The following is a 14626-nucleotide window of genomic DNA, read 5'->3' on the forward strand; positions in this document are numbered from 1 at the left end:
CTCAGAGGGCCCACACGGCGAGCGTCGGCCCGTCGACGGCCGGGAGGGTGACCACGCCGTCGGCGGCCGCGAGCTTCTCCCGGCGACCGGAGGTGTCGAGCAGTGCCGACCCGTCGGCCAGCCCCAGCAGGCCGGACGGGAGCTCGATCTCCGGGCCGGCGGCCCGCCGCGCGGCGACCAGGAGCGACCCGGCGGGGTGCTCGCGCACGAAGACGAGCGCGTCGTCGTCGACGTGCGCCCACCGCAGCCCGCCGCGGCGCAGCGCGTCGTGCTCGGTGCGCAGTCGCGCGAGGGCGGCGTACGTCGCCATCGTCTCCCGGTCCCACTCCTCGGGCCGGTCCCAGGGCATCGGGCGCCGCGAGTCCTCGCCCAGCACCCCCTCGAGCCCGATCTCGTCGCCCGCGAAGACCATCGGCACGCCCGGCAGCGTGAACTGCAGCCCGGCCGCGACCCGCTGCGCCTCGCCGCTGCCGACGACGGTGCGGATCCGGGCGGAGTCGTGTGAGCCGAGGATGTTCCACGACTGCGAGGCGGCGCGCCAGCCGTAGCGCGCCAGCCACTCGCGCAGCGAGCGGTGCACGAGCGGCCCACCGCGGCGGGGGACCTGCACCGGGCGGCCGAAGGGCCGCGCCGGCGTCTCGGGGGCGCGGAGCCAGGACCACACCGGCCAGGAGAAGCCGGAGTAGTTCATCGTCCCGTGCCAGCCGTCGCCGTCGAGGTCGCTGGACGCGTCGTGGTTGTGCTCGCCGATCACCAGCGGGTCGGGCCGCTCGGCGTCGGCGGTCGCGCGGAGCGCCCGCGCCACCTCCTGGTTGACGTCGACGCGCCCCAGCCGTCCGGTCATGTTGGCGACGTCGATCCGCCAGCCGTCCACGTCGTACGGCGGTCGCAGCCACCGTGCCACCACGCTGTCGGGGCCCTCGACCATCGCGGCCCGCAGGCCGGGGTGCGCGAGGTTGAGCTTGGGCAGCGTGCCGTGGCCCATCCAGCACTCGTAGCTGCCGTCGTGGCGGAAGTAGTACCAGTCGCGGGTCGGCGACTCCGGGTCGGCGACGGCCGACGTGAACCACTCGTGGGTGTCGCCGGTGTGGTTGGTGGTCAGGTCGCCGAGCAGCCGCCAGCCCCGCTCGTGCACGGCCGTGCTGAGCCGGGCGTAGGCCTCGTCGCCGCCGAGCAGCGGGTCGACGCCGTCGAACGTGGAGGCGTTGTAGCGGTGGTTGCTCTCGCCGGGGAAGACCGGCGTCGTGTAGACGACCGTCGCCCCGACCTCGCCGATGTGGTCGAGGTGGTCGACGATCCCGTCGAGGTCGCCGCCGAAGAACTGCAGCGGCGTGTGCGGGTCGGAGCCCTCGAAGACGACCTCGTCGTCCCAGGCCGCGGGCACGGCCCAGTGCGGGGTCGGGCGCTCGTCGGCAGCCGCCGAGCGGGCGAACCGGTCGGGGAAGATCTGGTAGACGACGGCGTCGCGGCCCCAGTCCGGCGCCGCCGCGTGCGCGGTGATGCGGAAGTCGAAGGCGTCCGGCACGTCGTGGTCGGCCACGCCGGCGCCGGTCAGCCAGCGCTGCTCGCTGCCGTGCGCCAGCAGGAAGCGGTAGTGCGTCACCGGGTTGTGCACGGGGAGCGTGCCCTCCCACCAGACCGTGTCCCCCTCGTGGGCGACCACGGCGCACGGGTGGAACGTCGGCTCCGCGTCGTACGTCGTCCGGATCCACATCGCCTCGACGGGGTCGTCCGCGGCGGTGCGGACCCGCACCTGGGTCGACCAGCCGAGCGTGGGGACCTCGTCGCCGACGTACAGGGGCGATCCGTCGTGGTGGGGCTCGTGCAGGAGGCTCGTCATCGGGGTTCCGTCCGGTCGGGTTCGAGGAAGACGGCGCCGGGGCCGCGGGGCGCGACCTCGTCGTCGGGGTTGTTCAGGGCGCAGTTCTTCAGCGACAGGCAGCCGCAGCCGATGCAGCCGTCGAGCTTGTCACGGAGCCGCTCGAGGCGCTCGATCTGCTCCTCGATGCGGGGGCGCCAGGCGCGGCTCAGGCGGGACCAGTCGGCCTTGGTGGGGGTGCGGTGGTTGGGCAGCGTCGCCAGCGCGTCGGCGATCTCGTCGAGGCTGAGCCCGACGCGCTGGGCGGTCCGGATGAACGCGATCCGGCGCAGGGTGGCCTGTTCGTAGCGCCGCTGGTTGCCGGGCGTCCGCACCGACCGGATCAGGCCGCGCGACTCGTAGAAGCGGATCGCGGACGTGGCGACCCCGGCGCGCTCGGCGAGGTGGCCGATCGTCAGCTGGGTCATGGGTCGAGCCTGACTTGACTTCAACTCGACTTCAAGTTGAACCCTGTGTTGCATGTCCACACCGCACGATCCCCATGCCGCCGAGCTGCACCGGCTGGTGTCCCTGATGACCGGCGACGACAAGCACTCCGACGCCGCCACCTCGACGCTGGACGTGGTCCGCGTCCTCTACGAACGGGTCCTCGACGTCTCGCCGTCGACCGCCGGCGACCCGACGCGCGACCGCTTCCTGCTGTCCAAGGGCCACGGCCCGATGGCCTACTACGCGGTCCTCGTGGACCAGGGCTTCTTCCCGGAGTCCTGGCTCGCCGACTGGGCGACCTACGACTCGCCGCTCGGCTACCACCCCGACCGCAATCTCGTGCCCGGCGTCGAGATCTCGTCGGGGTCGCTGGGCCACGGCCTTCCGCTCGCGGTCGGCACGGCCCTGGGGCTGCGCGCGCAGGGCGTCGCGTCGCGCGTCGTCGTGCTGGTCGGCGACGCCGAGCTCGACGAGGGCAGCAACCACGAGGCGATCGAGCTCGCCGCCGCGCTGGGCCTCGACGCGCTCACGGTCGTGGTCGTCGACAACCGGTCGACGTCGTACGCCGTGCCGGGCCGGATCGCCGCCCGCTTCGAGGTCGAGGGCTGGGACACCGTCACGGTCGACGGCCGCGACCACGACCTGCTCGAGAAGGCCCTGTCCCACCGGGGGATCGGCCGCCCCAACGCCGTGGTCGCCACCGTGATCGCCACCGTCGAGGAGAAGTCGTGATGGATGCCCGCCAGCAGTTCGCCCGCACCACCGCCGACCTCGTCGACACCGACGACTCCGTCGCGCTGGTCTACGCCGAGATCTCGGCCCAGTACTTCGGCGACGTCGAGGCCCGGCACCCCGACCGCGTCGTCAACGTCGGCATCCGCGAGCAGCTCCTCGTCAACGTCGGCGCGGGGATGGCGCTGACCGGGATGCGACCGGTCGTGCACACGTTCAGCTCGTTCCTCGTGGAGCGCGCCTTCGAGCAGGTCAAGCTCGGCTTCGGCCACCAGGACGTCGGGGGCGTGCTCGTGGGGGCGGGCGGCTCCTTCGACATCCCCGGCGGCGGCCGCACGCACCAGGCGCCCGGCGACGTCGCCCTGCTCGACACCCTGCCCGGCGTGCACGTGCACGCCCCGTCCAATGCCGTCGAGGTCGACGCGATCCTGCGGACCGTCGTGGCCGGCGACGGCCTGCACTACGTCCGGGTGGTCGGCCAGACCAACACGGCGGCGTACCCCGCCCACGGCCGCTTCCACGTCGTACGCCGCGGTGCCGGCGCCACCGTCATCGCCCTCGGGCCGGTGCTCGACGACGTGCTGGCCGCGACCGCCGGGCTGGATGTCACCGTCCTGTACTCCTCCACGGTGCGGCCCTTCGACGGGCGCGGGCTGCGGGCCGTCCTCGGCTCGCCGGATGTCGTGCTCGTCGAGCCGTGGCTGGCCGGCACGTCGTCGCGGGTGGTCGCCGAGGCGCTGCGCGACGTCCCGCACCGGCTGCTCGCGCTCGGTGTCGGCCGCGAGGAGCACCGGCACTACGGCACGTCCCGCGAGCACGTCCGCGCGCACGGCCTCGACGCCGCCGGGATCCGCAGGTCCCTCGATGGCTTCCTCGCCGCCTGACCTGCCCCGTGTGCCCGAGGACGCGCCATGGCGCGTCGTGGGGCACACGGGGCGACCAACTAGCATGTGGCCTCGCCGCCGACCCTCGGGCCGACGGCGAGGCCGGTGTAGCTCAGTTGGTAGAGCGCCTCTCTTGTAAAGAGGATGTCGCGGGTTCGACTCCTGTCACCGGCTCCGAACTGCCTCAGCGCAACCGGCGCGGCACGAAGGTCTCCGGCGGGGACGCGATCGCCTCCTGGGCGGCGACGAGCTGGATCTCGCGGGTGCCGGCGGCGATGGTCGCCTCGAGGATCGCGAAGACCGATGACGTCGTCCTGGCCAGCGCGACCTCGGCCGAGCCGGTCGCTGTCAGGTGTGCGAGGTAGAGCGCGGCCGTCACGTCGCCGCACCCGTTGGGGCTGATCGGCAGCAGGGGGGTGGTGACGGCCCAGGCGCCGGCGTCCGAGACGGCCACGACGTCCAGCGACCCGTCGGGGACGCCGTCGTGGAGCACGCTGGTGACCAGCACGTCGCGGGGTCCCCGCGCACGCACCGCGTCGACGGCCTCCAGCACCTCCTCGAGCGTGGTCGTGGTCCGCCCGGCGAGGAAGTCGAGCTCGAAGTGGTTGGGGGTCAGCACGTCGGCGGCCGGCAGCACGGTGTCGCGCATGAACTCCGGGATCCCGGGCCGCACGAACATCCCGCGGCCGACGTCGCCCATCACCGGGTCGCAGCAGTAGACGGCGGCGGGGTTGAGCGCCTTGACCCGCGCGACCGTGTCGAGGATGACCCCGCCGACGGCGGGGTCGCCCTGGTAGCCCGAGAGCACCGCGTCCGCCTCGCCGAGCACGCCGCGGTCCTCGATCCCGGCGATCACCTCCCGGACGTCGTCGGGCGCGAGCAGCGGCCCGCGCCACGCGCCGTACCCCGTGTGGTTGGAGAAGTGCACGGTGAGCACCGGCCAGACGTCGTGGCCGAGCCGCTGGAGCGGGAAGACGGCGGCGGAGTTGCCGACGTGGCCGTAGGCGACGGAGGACTGGACGGAGAGGATCTTCACCCCGGGGAGTCTCCCCGTGGACGACCTGTACGGGCAAACTAGAACGCGTTACAGTTATGCGCAAATCACGGGTTGACCCGTGATTTGTACAGATCGAGCGCGAGGTGCCCCATGCCCAAGCAGGTCCACCGGTCCAGCGAGGCCGACTACGTCGTCGTCGGGTCCGGCAGCTCGGGCGCCACCGTCGCCGGCCGGCTGGCCCAGTCCGGCGCGAGCGTGATCCTGCTCGAGGCGGGCAAGAGCGACGAGCAGTACCTCGTGAAGAAGCCCGGCATGATCGGCCCGATGCACGCCGTGCCCGAGATCAAGAAGCGGGTCGACTGGGGCTACTACTCCACCCCGCAGAAGCACCTGCTCGACCGGAAGATGCCGGTCCCGCGCGGCAAGGTCGTCGGTGGCTCCAGCTCGATCAACGGCATGGTCTACGTCCGCGGCAACCGCGCCAACTACGACGCCTGGGCCGCCGAGGGCAACACCGGCTGGTCGGCCGACGACGTCAACGCCGCCTACCTCCGGATGGAGGACTTCGAGGACGGCGCCAGCGACTACCGCGGAGCCGGCGGCCCGATCCGCGTCACCCGCAACAAGATCCCGCAGGAGGGCTCGCTGCAGTTCCTGCAGGCGACGTCCGACGCGCTCGGCGTGAAGGTCCTCGACGACTACAACGCCGAGTCGCAGGAGGGGGTGAGTCGGATGCAGCAGAACGCCGCCGACGGCCTGCGCTACAGCGCCTCCCGTGGCTACGTCCACCACCTCGCGCCGCCGACCCTCGAGCTCCAGACCGAGGTGCTCGTACGCCGGGTGGTGATCGAGAACGGCCGAGCGACCGGCGTCGAGGTCACCGACCTCGGCAAGGGAGGCGGCACGCGCACCGTCCGGGCCGGCAAGGAGGTCATCCTCTCGGCCGGCTTCGTGGGGTCCGCGCAGATCCTGATGCTCTCGGGCATCGGCCACGCCCAGCACCTCACCGACCACGGCATCGACGTCCTCGCCGACCTGCCGGTCGGCGACAACCTGCACGACCACCTCTTCCACGCGCTGACCTTCCACGCCACCAGCTCGAGGATGAGGGGCAATGCCCTCTTCTTCGCCTCCGGCCTCGCGAAGGAGACGGTGCGGCCGGGCCGCAGCTTCCTGGCCAACTCGGTCTTCGAGGTGTTGGCGTTCCTCCGCACCTCCCAGGCCACCGACGTCCCCGACCTCCAGCTGCACCTGCTGCCGTGGGCCTACGTCTCGCCCAACCAGGACGCGCCGATCCGGCACAAGGTCGACCCCCGGACGGCGCTGACCGTCCTCACGACGCTCATCTACCCGCGGTCGCGGGGCACCCTGCGGCTGGCGTCGGCCGACCCGACCGCGGCGCCGCTGATCGACTTCCAGTACCTCGCCGACCCGGCCGACCTCGACGTCCTCACCGAGGGCTCGGAGATGGTCCGCGAGATCATGGGCGGCGCGGCCTTCGGCGGCGCGGTCAAGGAGGAGATCCACCCCGGGGCCGCCGTACGCGGGCAGGCGCTGCGCGACGCGATCCTCAACCGGGCCACGTCGGTCTACCACGGCGTCGGCACCTGCCGGATGGGCGTCGACGAGCTCGCCGTGGTCACGCCGGACCTGCGGGTCCGGGGCATCGACGGGCTGCGTGTCGCGGACGCCTCGATCATGCCGTCGATCACCGGCGGCAACACCAACGCGCCGGCGATCATGATCGGCGAGATGGCCGCGGAGCTGGTGCTGCGATGACCCTCACCCGTCCCGCGTCGCTGACCGACGCCTTCCTCCAGCGGCTCGTCTCGCGCGTCCCCTCCACCAGCGGCGGGACCTGGAAGCTCACCGAGGTCTACACCGGTGACGTGCTCGTCGAGCTGCCACAGTCGACACCGGCCGACATCGAGGCGGCGTACGCCGTGGCCCGCACCGCACAGCGCGCGTGGGCCGCGCGGCCGCTGTCCGAGCGGCTCGCGGTGTTCAAGCGGGCCCACACGCTCTTCCTCGACAACGCCCAGACCACGACCGACCTGATCCAGGCCGAGAGCGGCAAGAACCGGCGGATGGCGATCGAGGAGACCTGCGACCCGGTGATGGTGATGAGCCACTACCTCAAGCGCGCGCCGAAGCTGCTGGCCCCGGTGAAGCGCGGCGGGCCGGTGCCGTTCCTGTCCTCCTCGACCGAGATCCGCCAGCCCAAGGGGGTCGTCGGGATCATCGCGCCGTGGAACTTCCCGTTCGCCACGGGTATCTCCGACTCGATCTCGGCGCTGATGGCCGGCAACGCGATCGTCCTCAAGCCCGACAACAAGACCGCCCTGTCCCCGCTCTACGGCATCGAGTTGCTCGAGGAGGCCGGGCTCCCGAAGGGCCTCTTCCAGGTCGTCTGCGGCGAGGGGCCCGACGTCGGGCCGACCCTGATCGACAACGCCAACTACGTGATGTTCACGGGGTCGACGGCCACGGGGCGCGTGATCGGCGAGCGGGCCGGTCGCAACCTGATCGGCTGCTGCCTCGAGCTCGGCGGCAAGAACCCCATGATCGTGCTCGAGGACGCCGACCTCGACGAGGTCGTGCAGGGCGCGCTGTTCGGCGCGTTCGGCAACACCGGCCAGATCTGCATGCACATCGAGCGGATGTACCTCCCGGCCTCGCGCTATGCGGAGTTCCGGGAGAAGTTCGTCGCGGCGACCGAGGCGCTGACCATCGGGGCGTCGTACGACTTCGGGCCGGACATGGGCTCGCTCGTCTCTCCCGACCACAAGGACCGCGTGGCCTCGCACGTCGAGGACGCCGTCGCCAAGGGCGCCACCGTGCTCACCGGCGGCCGCGCGCGGCCCGACCTGGGGCCGGCGTTCTTCGAGCCGACGATCCTCGAGGGCGTCACCCGCGACATGCTCTGCGGCGTCACCGAGACCTTCGGTCCGGTCGTCGCGCTGCACTCCTACGACACCGTCGACGAGGCGGTCGCGCTGGCCAACCACACCGACTACGGGCTCAACGCCTCCGTCTGGGGCGGCGACCTGGCCACCGCCTGCCAGGTCGGGCGGCGGATCGAGTCGGGCAACGTCAACGTCAACGACATCCTCGCCACCGCGTTCGCGTCCAAGGGGACGCCGTCGGGCGGGGTGAAGCAGTCGGGGGTCGGCGCCCGCCACGGTGACCAGGGCCTGCTGAAGTACACCGACGTGCAGAACCTCGCCGTCCTGAAGAAGCAGGTCATGGGCGCCCGCCCCGGCCAGGACTACGACGCCTACGTGAAGAGCATGATCGGGGGCTTGAGGATGATGCGGAGGACCCGTATCCGCTAGTGCGTAGGGTCGTCCCATGAGTGAGATGACCTATCGCCCGCTGGGCGACTCGGGCCTGGTGGTCAGCGCCGTCGGCATCGGCTGCAACGCGTTCAGCCGCCGCGTCGACCTCGACGGGGTCACCGACATCCTGTCCGCGGCGCGCGACGTGGGCGTGACGCTGCTGGACACCGCCGACATCTACGGCGACCCGGCCGGAGGGTCCGAGGAGCTGCTTGGCCAGGCGCTCAAGGGGCAGCGCGACGAGTTCGTGCTCGCGACGAAGTTCGGCATGGACATGCGCGGCGCCAACGGCGAGGACTTCGGGGCCCGGGCGTCGCGCCGCTACGTACGCCGCGCGGTCGAGGCGTCGCTGCGCCGGCTGCAGACCGACCACATCGACCTCTACCAGCTGCACGCCCCCGACGAGCTGACCCCGATCGAGGAGACGCTGTCGGTGCTCACCGACCTCGTCCACGAGGGCAAGATCGGCTACCTCGGCTGCTCCAACTTCGCCGGCTGGCAGGTCGCCGACGCCGACTGGACCGCCCGCTCGGCCGGCCTCGAGCGGTTCGTGTCCGTGCAGAACCGCTACTCGCTGCTCGACCGGTCGATCGAGGACGAGGTCGTCCCCGCGTGCGAGCACCTCGGCCTGGGGGTGCTGCCGTTCTTCCCGCTGGAGTACGGCCTGCTCACCGGCAAGTACCGCCGCGGTGCGGCCGCCCCGGACGGCTCGCGCGCCGCGCTGGACCCGTCGCGGTCGTCCTGGCTCGACGCCGCCGACTGGGACCGGATCGAGGCGGTCGAGGCGTACGCCGCCGCGCGGGACGTCAGCGTCCTCGACGTCGCGATCGCGGGGCTCGCCGCCCAGCCGGCCGTCTCCTCGGTCATCTCGGGGGCCACGTCCGGCGACCAGGTCCGCGCCAACGCGGCCGCGCTGCGCTGGGAGCCGTCCGAGGCCGACCTCGTCGAGCTGGACGAGATCACCGCCGGATAACCCGTTGCCCGCTGCCGACGACCGTGGCGAGACTCGGCGCGTGGAGCACCTGCCTGCCGGACCCGCGCCCGACCTCGCGCCGGACGTGATCAGCCAGCACCCGATGGCCTACCTGCTCGGACTCCAGGGGATCGCCCTGTTCCGCGCGTGGAACGGCGAGTTCGACCGGGACTACGCCGAGGCGCGGATCGCCGAGATCCGCGCGCTCCTCGACGCGGCGGACTCGATCGGCGCCGGGATCGACGTACCGGTCATCCCCACGGCCGAGGCGTACGACGGATGGGCGCCGTTCTACGACGGCCCCCGCAACCTGATGCTCGAGCGCGAGCAGGTGCTCGTGCACGCCATCCTCGACCGACTGCCGGTGGGCCGGGCGCTCGACGTCGCGTGCGGCACGGGTCGGCACGCGGCGTACCTCGCGGGCCTGGGGCACACCATCATCGGCACCGACGTGTCACCGGCGATGCTGGACGTGGCCCGGGCCAAGCTGCCCGACGCCGAGCTGCACCTCGCTGACATGCACGCCCTGCCGGTCGCGGACGCCAGCGTGGACACCGTCGTGACGGGCCTCGCGGTCAACCACGTGCCGGACCTGAGGCCGGTGTTCGCGGAGTTCGCGCGGGTCCTGCGCCCCGGCGGCCACCTCGTCGTCAGCGACTCGCGCGGGCTGATGGAGGGGGCGCGGCTCTACCCGATGGCCTTCGAGGACCGGGACGGCAAGCCGGGCTTCATGCGCTCGTGGGTGCACTCGACCAGCTCGTTCCTGCACGCCGCGCTGCCGCTGGGGCTGCGGGTGCTGGCGTGCGAGGAGGTCGGCCGCGACGAGGACATGGTCGACGCCACGGGCACGGAGTACCTCGACGACGAGCCGGTGCGTCCATGGGCCGCCGGCGACGAGGAGCCGGCCAGCATCTGGGAGCTGCACCCGTGGGCGCCCGCCGCCACCAACGCCAACTTCCGCGGCAAGCCGTCGTGCATCGTGTGGCACTTCCAGCTGGAGGCCTGAGGCGTTGAATCGGGACTTCTGACCACTCGAATCGGGAGTTCTCGTCAGTCGAGTCGGGACTTTCGGTCGACGGGTTGACGGAAAGTGCCGATTCGACTGACAGAAAGCCCCGATTCGACCTCTCAGGCGACCTGGAGGGACCGCTTCGAGAGCCCCAGCCAGAATCCGTCGATCACCTGGAGGCCGGGCTCGTCGGGGGTCGTCGCGGCGCCGAGGGTGACGAAGAGCGGCGTGTAGTGCTCGACGGTCGGGTGGGCGTAGGGCATGCCGGGGGCCTTCGAACGGTAGTTGGCGAGCTCGTCCACGTCGCCGCGGGCGAGGGCGTCGGCGGCCCAGGCGTCGAAGTCCTTCGACCAGCCAGGGGCGGCCGCGTCGAGGCGGAAGTCGGTGAGGAACGGCAGCCCGTGGGTCAGGAAGCCGGAGCCGATGATGAGCACGCCCTCGTCCCGGAGCGGTCGCAGCCGCTCTCCGAGCGCCATCAGGCGCACCGGGTCGTGGGTGGGCAGCGACATCTGCAGCACGGGGATGTCGGCGTCGGGGTACATGATCCGCAGCGGCACCCAGGCGCCGTGGTCGAGGCCGCGGCTGGCGTGCTGGTGGACCGGCTCGGTGACGGGCATCAGTCCGGCGATCCGGGTGGCCAGCGCGGTGGCGTCCGGCGTCTCGTAGGTCATCCGGTAGTACTTCGGGTCGAAGCCGCCGAAGTCGTAGACCAGGGGAGCGCCGCTGGCGGTGAGGCTGACCGGCGCGGACTCCCAATGGGCGCTGACGATCAGGATCGCCTTCGGTCGCGGCAGGTCGGCGGCCCAGGCGGCGAGCTGGCCGGACCAGGTGGGGTCGTCGAGGAGGGGAGGGGCGCCGTGACCGATGTACAGCGCGGGCATGCGATCGTTCATGATCACTCCAATGGTTGAAGCATCAACTTTATTCCACCGGCAGCGTCCAGTCGAGCGGCGCCGCGCCCTGCTGGACCAGCAACGCGTCGGCCTGGCTGAAGGGGCGGCTGCCGAAGAAGCCGCGGTACGCCGACAGCGGTGACGGGTGCGGCGACTCCACCGAGGGGATCGGGCCGAGCAGCGGTTTGAGCCGGCGCGCGTCGGAGCCCCACAGGATCGCCACGCAAGGGCCGCCCCGCTCGGCCAGCGCGACGATCGCCCGCTCGGTCACGGGCTCCCAGCCCTTCCCGCGGTGGCTGTTGGACGCCCCGGGCTGCACGGTGAGGGTCCTGTTCAGCAGCATCACGCCCCGGTCGGCCCAGGCGGTCAGGTCGCCGTGCGGCGGCGGGGTGACGCCGACGTCGTCGGCCAGCTCGCGGTAGATGTTGGCCAGGCTCGGCGGGAGGGGCGTCACGTCACGCCGTACGGCGAAGCTGAGCCCGATCGGATGCGCGGGGTTGGGGTAGGGGTCCTGGCCCACCACCAGCACCCGGACGTCGGCCAGCGGACGCTGGAACGCCCGGAACACGTGCTCCCCGCTCGGCTGGTAGGCGCGCCCGGCCGCGATCTCGGCCCGCAGGAACTGCCCCATCGCGCCGATCTGCTCGTCCACCGGCGCCAGCGCCTCCGCCCAGTCGGGCGCCACCAGCCCGCGTTCGACCAGTCCCGCCAGCGCGCTCATGGCGGCCACGTTAGCCCCTGCCGGAATCACCGGTTAACCGGTGATTCCTCCCCGGCTCAGCGCCAGAATGCGGAGCTCGGCAGGTACGTCGCCCGCCCGCGCTCACCGACCGCAACGTCGAGGATCGCGTGGTGGGAGGTGTCGCCGAAGTACGACTGGTTGGCCACCAGCACCCGGGTGCCGAAGAACGTCGCCGAGGACGGGGTGTCGAAGGGGATCGACGAGCCGGTCGAGCCGTTGGCGGTCGCGTCGGGGAAGCGGGCGATCTCGGTGCCGTCGGGCCCGAGCTCGACGAGCTGGTTGGAGAGGCCGGCGTTGGCGACGTAGACGTGCCCGGACCGGGCGATGCCGAAGCCGTCGGGCAGGTCGCCGGGGGAGGAGGTCCACAGCGTCGTGAGCGTGCCGGGCCGCCCGGAGTCCAGCAGCGGCAGGGCGTAGAGCTTGCCGTCGGTCGGCACCGACGCGTCGACGGCCGTCGACTGCTGGCTGATCAGGAAGTCGCGGCGACCGGGCCGGAAGACGATGCCGGTCGTCCCGAAGTCGGACCCGTCGAGCTGCGGCGAGGCGAACCACACCCGCGGCTCCACCGTCCCACGCGGGATCTTCCAGATCACCGCCTGGCCGTAGTCGGTGACGTAGAGCGCCCCGCCCGGACCCCATGTCGCGTAGTTGGGGATCGCCGGCAGGTCCGCGGCGTTGGGGGAGCAGTCGGGGCCGGTGGTGCCGGGCGTGCACGTCGGCAGGTCCGGCAGCGTCGCCCAGGTGTGGAAGTGTCCGGTCCGCACGTCGAGCGTCATCACCCGGGCGCGCGACTTCTCCAGCAGCACCAGCCGCCCGCGCGCGTCCTGGTTGGCCACCTGCACGCCGCGCTCGGTCGTCAGGTCCTGGCCCGGCACCGTCCACGACCGCAGCAGCGCGCCGGAGCCCGACCACTCGAAGACCCGCGAGCGCTGCGAGTCGCCCTGCGGGTTGGAGTAGCTGCCGGCGTACACGCGTCCGTTGCGGTGCGCCAGGACGTACGCCGGGTAGCCCGGCGACGGGACCAGCGAGAACACCCGCGTGTCCCACTTCTCGCGGGCCGGCGCGGCCTCTGCCGTCCCCTGTGCGGCAGAGACCGCGAGGACCACGATCGTGAGCAGCGCGACCAGTCGCCTCACAGCTGCTCCAGCACCTCGACGGCGGCGCGCTCGCCGGCCCGGCAGGCGCCGTCCATGTAGCCGGTCCAGTAGGTCGAGGTCTCGGTGCCGGCCCAGTGCACGCGGCCGAACGGCTTCCGGATCGCCGAGCCGAACTGCAGCATCGTGCCGGGGGAGTAGTTGGCCACCGGCCCGCCCTTGGTCCAGCGCTCGTGGGTCCAGTCGTGCTCGACGTAGTCGATCGGGTGCAGCGCCTCGTCGCCGAACATCGCGGCGAAGCCCTCGAGGACGGCCTTGCGGCGCTTGGCCTTGGTCATCACGCCGTAGGTGCGCCAGGTGTCGCCTCCGACGAAGGCGAGCAGCACGCCGGGCTCGCCCGGCTTGGGGCAGTTGTCGAAGACGGCCCGGCAGGCGCCGGAGTCGTTGATGCCGAAGCCGTTGAGCCCGGCCTCGCGCCAGAAGGGCTTCTTGTAGATCGCGTCGCACTTCATCAGCTGGCCCATGTCGACGTGGCGCAGCAGCTGGAGGCGGCGGGCCGGGAGGTGGGGGTACCAGTCGATGTCGAGCACCAGCGGCGGCGGCGCGGCGACGATGACCCGCTTGGCCACGACGTTGCCCCGGACGGTGTGGACGGTGACGCCGTGGTCCTTCTGCTCGATCCGGTGGACCGGAGCGGCCAGCGCGACGATGTCGCCGAGCTTCTCGGCCAGGCGCAGCGGCACCAGCTGGGAGCCGCCGACGAACCGACGCTCCTGGGCGCCGCCCGCGGTGTCGGAGTTGCGCTCGAAGGTGCCGACGTTCTGCTCGTCGCCCGAGCAGGCGACGTACCAGAGCGTGTAGAGGAAGGAGAGCTCGCTGGGGTCGGCGCCGAAGCCGGGCTGGGTCCAGCAGCGGATCAGGTTCTCCACGCCGTTCTTGTTGGCGGCGTTGGCGCGGATCCACTCGCCGAGCGTCATGGCGTCCCACTCCGCGGCCCGCGGGTGGGTCCACGGGGCGTCGACGGGGATCTCCGCGGCGTACGTGTCGATCTGCTGGAGCAGGTTGGCCGCGTCCGGGAGGATCGTCGGGTCCGGCGGGACGGTGCCGGAGTACTCCATCCGGCCGGTCGTGGAGGACACGTAGACCGAGTTGCCGGTGTTGTACTCCTTGAACGTCGCGACGCCGAGCTCCTTGGCCAGCGCGGCGATGTGGGTCTGGGTGGGGCCGATGAACGCGCCGCCGGACTCGATGGTCTGGCCGTGCTCGCCGACGCCGGTCAGGTGGTGGTTGAGCACCCGGCCGCCGACGCGGTTGCGGGCCTCGACGAGCAGCACGCTGCGGCCGCCGCGGGCGACCTTGCGGGCCGCGACGAGCCCGGAGATGCCGCCACCCACGACGACGACGTCGACCTTGCGGGGGAGCGCGCCCTGCAGCGACCCGGCGGCCGCGTCGGCCCCGGCGGTCAGGGCCCCGGTGCCCACGGTGGCCCCGGCGAGCAGGCCGCCCAGGGAGGCGCTGCCGATCAGGGTGCGGCGGGAGAGCTGGGGCTGGGTCATGGCGGCTCCTGGGGCTCGGTACGTCGGCGCGGGGGCGGTGCAGTTGAACGATACTAACGTGAACATGTGTCAGTTTTCTATTCCTGTCGTATGCTGACGC

Annotated in this window: 13 protein-coding genes and 1 tRNA gene; 7 read left to right on the plus strand and 7 right to left on the minus strand. The window is 72.2% G+C overall.

The window, feature by feature from the left end; translation table 11 throughout:
• Position 1 precedes the first annotated feature (1 nt).
• Positions 2-1840, minus strand: coding sequence for a glycoside hydrolase family 13 protein (locus tag EJF31_RS13630; protein WP_125037545.1), 1839 nt, complete (start codon positions 1838-1840; stop codon positions 2-4).
• On the minus strand, positions 1837-2286 hold the full coding sequence (gene soxR / locus EJF31_RS13635) for a redox-sensitive transcriptional activator SoxR (RefSeq protein ID WP_125037546.1): 450 nt from the start codon (positions 2284-2286) through the stop codon (positions 1837-1839). Before soxR ends, EJF31_RS13630 begins: the two co-directional genes overlap by 4 nt.
• A gap of 52 nt (positions 2287-2338) precedes the next feature.
• Here soxR and EJF31_RS13640 point away from each other — a divergent pair, with 52 nt between their 5' ends.
• From EJF31_RS13640 to EJF31_RS13650, 3 genes are all read left to right on the plus strand, one after another.
• Complete coding sequence (locus EJF31_RS13640) at positions 2339-3040, plus strand: thiamine pyrophosphate-dependent enzyme (RefSeq protein ID WP_125037547.1); 702 nt, start codon at positions 2339-2341, stop codon at positions 3038-3040.
• Positions 3040-3924, plus strand: a complete 885-nt coding sequence (locus EJF31_RS13645) for a transketolase family protein (RefSeq protein WP_125037799.1) — start codon at positions 3040-3042, stop codon at positions 3922-3924. Before EJF31_RS13640 ends, EJF31_RS13645 begins: the two co-directional genes overlap by 1 nt.
• A 101-nt stretch (positions 3925-4025) precedes the next feature.
• Positions 4026-4098, plus strand: a tRNA-Thr gene (locus EJF31_RS13650).
• Between the two features lie 10 nt (positions 4099-4108).
• On the opposite strand, the gene pdxY is transcribed toward EJF31_RS13650, so the two are convergent.
• Positions 4109-4960: a pyridoxal kinase PdxY gene (gene pdxY, locus EJF31_RS13655; protein ID WP_125037548.1), complete on the minus strand. Its 852-nt coding sequence runs from the start codon at positions 4958-4960 to the stop codon at positions 4109-4111.
• Between the two features lie 111 nt (positions 4961-5071).
• On the opposite strand from pdxY, the gene EJF31_RS13660 reads away from it, so the two are divergent.
• From EJF31_RS13660 to EJF31_RS13675, 4 genes are read left to right on the plus strand one after another with little or no spacing between them, the layout of a single operon-like run.
• Complete coding sequence (locus EJF31_RS13660) at positions 5072-6700, plus strand: GMC family oxidoreductase (RefSeq protein WP_125037549.1); 1629 nt, start codon at positions 5072-5074, stop codon at positions 6698-6700.
• Positions 6697-8256: a succinic semialdehyde dehydrogenase gene (locus EJF31_RS13665; RefSeq protein WP_125037550.1), complete on the plus strand. Its 1560-nt coding sequence runs from the start codon at positions 6697-6699 to the stop codon at positions 8254-8256. Before EJF31_RS13660 ends, EJF31_RS13665 begins: the two co-directional genes overlap by 4 nt.
• A 16-nt stretch (positions 8257-8272) precedes the next feature.
• Positions 8273-9232: an aldo/keto reductase gene (locus tag EJF31_RS13670; protein ID WP_221767542.1), complete on the plus strand. Its 960-nt coding sequence runs from the start codon at positions 8273-8275 to the stop codon at positions 9230-9232.
• Positions 9233-9272: 40 nt separating this feature from the next.
• Positions 9273-10238 carry a class I SAM-dependent methyltransferase gene (locus EJF31_RS13675; protein ID WP_260430833.1) on the plus strand — a complete coding sequence of 322 codons (966 nt, stop codon included), beginning with the start codon at positions 9273-9275 and terminating at the stop codon, positions 10236-10238.
• Positions 10239-10360: 122 nt separating this feature from the next.
• On the opposite strand, the gene EJF31_RS13680 is transcribed toward EJF31_RS13675, so the two are convergent.
• Genes EJF31_RS13680 through EJF31_RS13695 form a run of 4 tightly spaced genes read right to left on the minus strand, consistent with a single transcriptional unit; the run spans position 10361 to position 14526 of the window.
• Complete coding sequence (locus tag EJF31_RS13680) at positions 10361-11134, minus strand: dioxygenase (RefSeq protein WP_125037551.1); 774 nt, start codon at positions 11132-11134, stop codon at positions 10361-10363.
• Positions 11135-11162: 28 nt separating this feature from the next.
• The gene (locus tag EJF31_RS13685) at positions 11163-11855 is read right to left on the minus strand and encodes a uracil-DNA glycosylase (RefSeq protein WP_125037552.1); all 693 of its coding nucleotides are present in this window, start codon (positions 11853-11855) and stop codon (positions 11163-11165) included.
• Positions 11856-11911: 56 nt separating this feature from the next.
• Positions 11912-13012 carry an SMP-30/gluconolactonase/LRE family protein gene (locus EJF31_RS13690; protein ID WP_125037553.1) on the minus strand — a complete coding sequence of 367 codons (1101 nt, stop codon included), beginning with the start codon at positions 13010-13012 and terminating at the stop codon, positions 11912-11914.
• Entirely contained in the window at positions 13009-14526 is a 1518-nt protein-coding gene (locus EJF31_RS13695) for an FAD-dependent oxidoreductase (RefSeq protein ID WP_125037554.1), read from the minus strand. The genes EJF31_RS13690 and EJF31_RS13695 overlap by 4 nt, the downstream gene beginning before the upstream one ends.
• Positions 14527-14626: the final 100 nt, after the last annotated feature.

This window comes from Nocardioides sp. LS1, assembly GCF_003865225.1.
GTDB lineage: Bacteria > Actinomycetota > Actinomycetes > Propionibacteriales > Nocardioidaceae > Nocardioides > Nocardioides ginsengisegetis.

Bases quoted from the DNA above. Each gene is read 5' to 3' on its own strand.
- EJF31_RS13630 (WP_125037545.1), bottom strand. From the start codon at position 1,840: ATGACGAGCCTCCTGCACGAGCCCCACCACGACGGATCGCCCCTGTAC.
- soxR (WP_125037546.1), bottom strand. From the start codon at position 2,286: ATGACCCAGCTGACGATCGGCCACCTCGCCGAGCGCGCCGGGGTCGCC.
- EJF31_RS13640 (WP_125037547.1), top strand. From the start codon at position 2,339: ATGTCCACACCGCACGATCCCCATGCCGCCGAGCTGCACCGGCTGGTG.
- EJF31_RS13645 (WP_125037799.1), top strand. From the start codon at position 3,040: ATGGATGCCCGCCAGCAGTTCGCCCGCACCACCGCCGACCTCGTCGAC.
- EJF31_RS13660 (WP_125037549.1), top strand. From the start codon at position 5,072: ATGCCCAAGCAGGTCCACCGGTCCAGCGAGGCCGACTACGTCGTCGTC.
- EJF31_RS13665 (WP_125037550.1), top strand. From the start codon at position 6,697: ATGACCCTCACCCGTCCCGCGTCGCTGACCGACGCCTTCCTCCAGCGG.
- EJF31_RS13670 (WP_221767542.1), top strand. From the start codon at position 8,273: ATGAGTGAGATGACCTATCGCCCGCTGGGCGACTCGGGCCTGGTGGTC.
- EJF31_RS13680 (WP_125037551.1), bottom strand. From the start codon at position 11,134: ATGAACGATCGCATGCCCGCGCTGTACATCGGTCACGGCGCCCCTCCC.
- EJF31_RS13685 (WP_125037552.1), bottom strand. From the start codon at position 11,855: ATGAGCGCGCTGGCGGGACTGGTCGAACGCGGGCTGGTGGCGCCCGAC.
- EJF31_RS13695 (WP_125037554.1), bottom strand. From the start codon at position 14,526: ATGACCCAGCCCCAGCTCTCCCGCCGCACCCTGATCGGCAGCGCCTCC.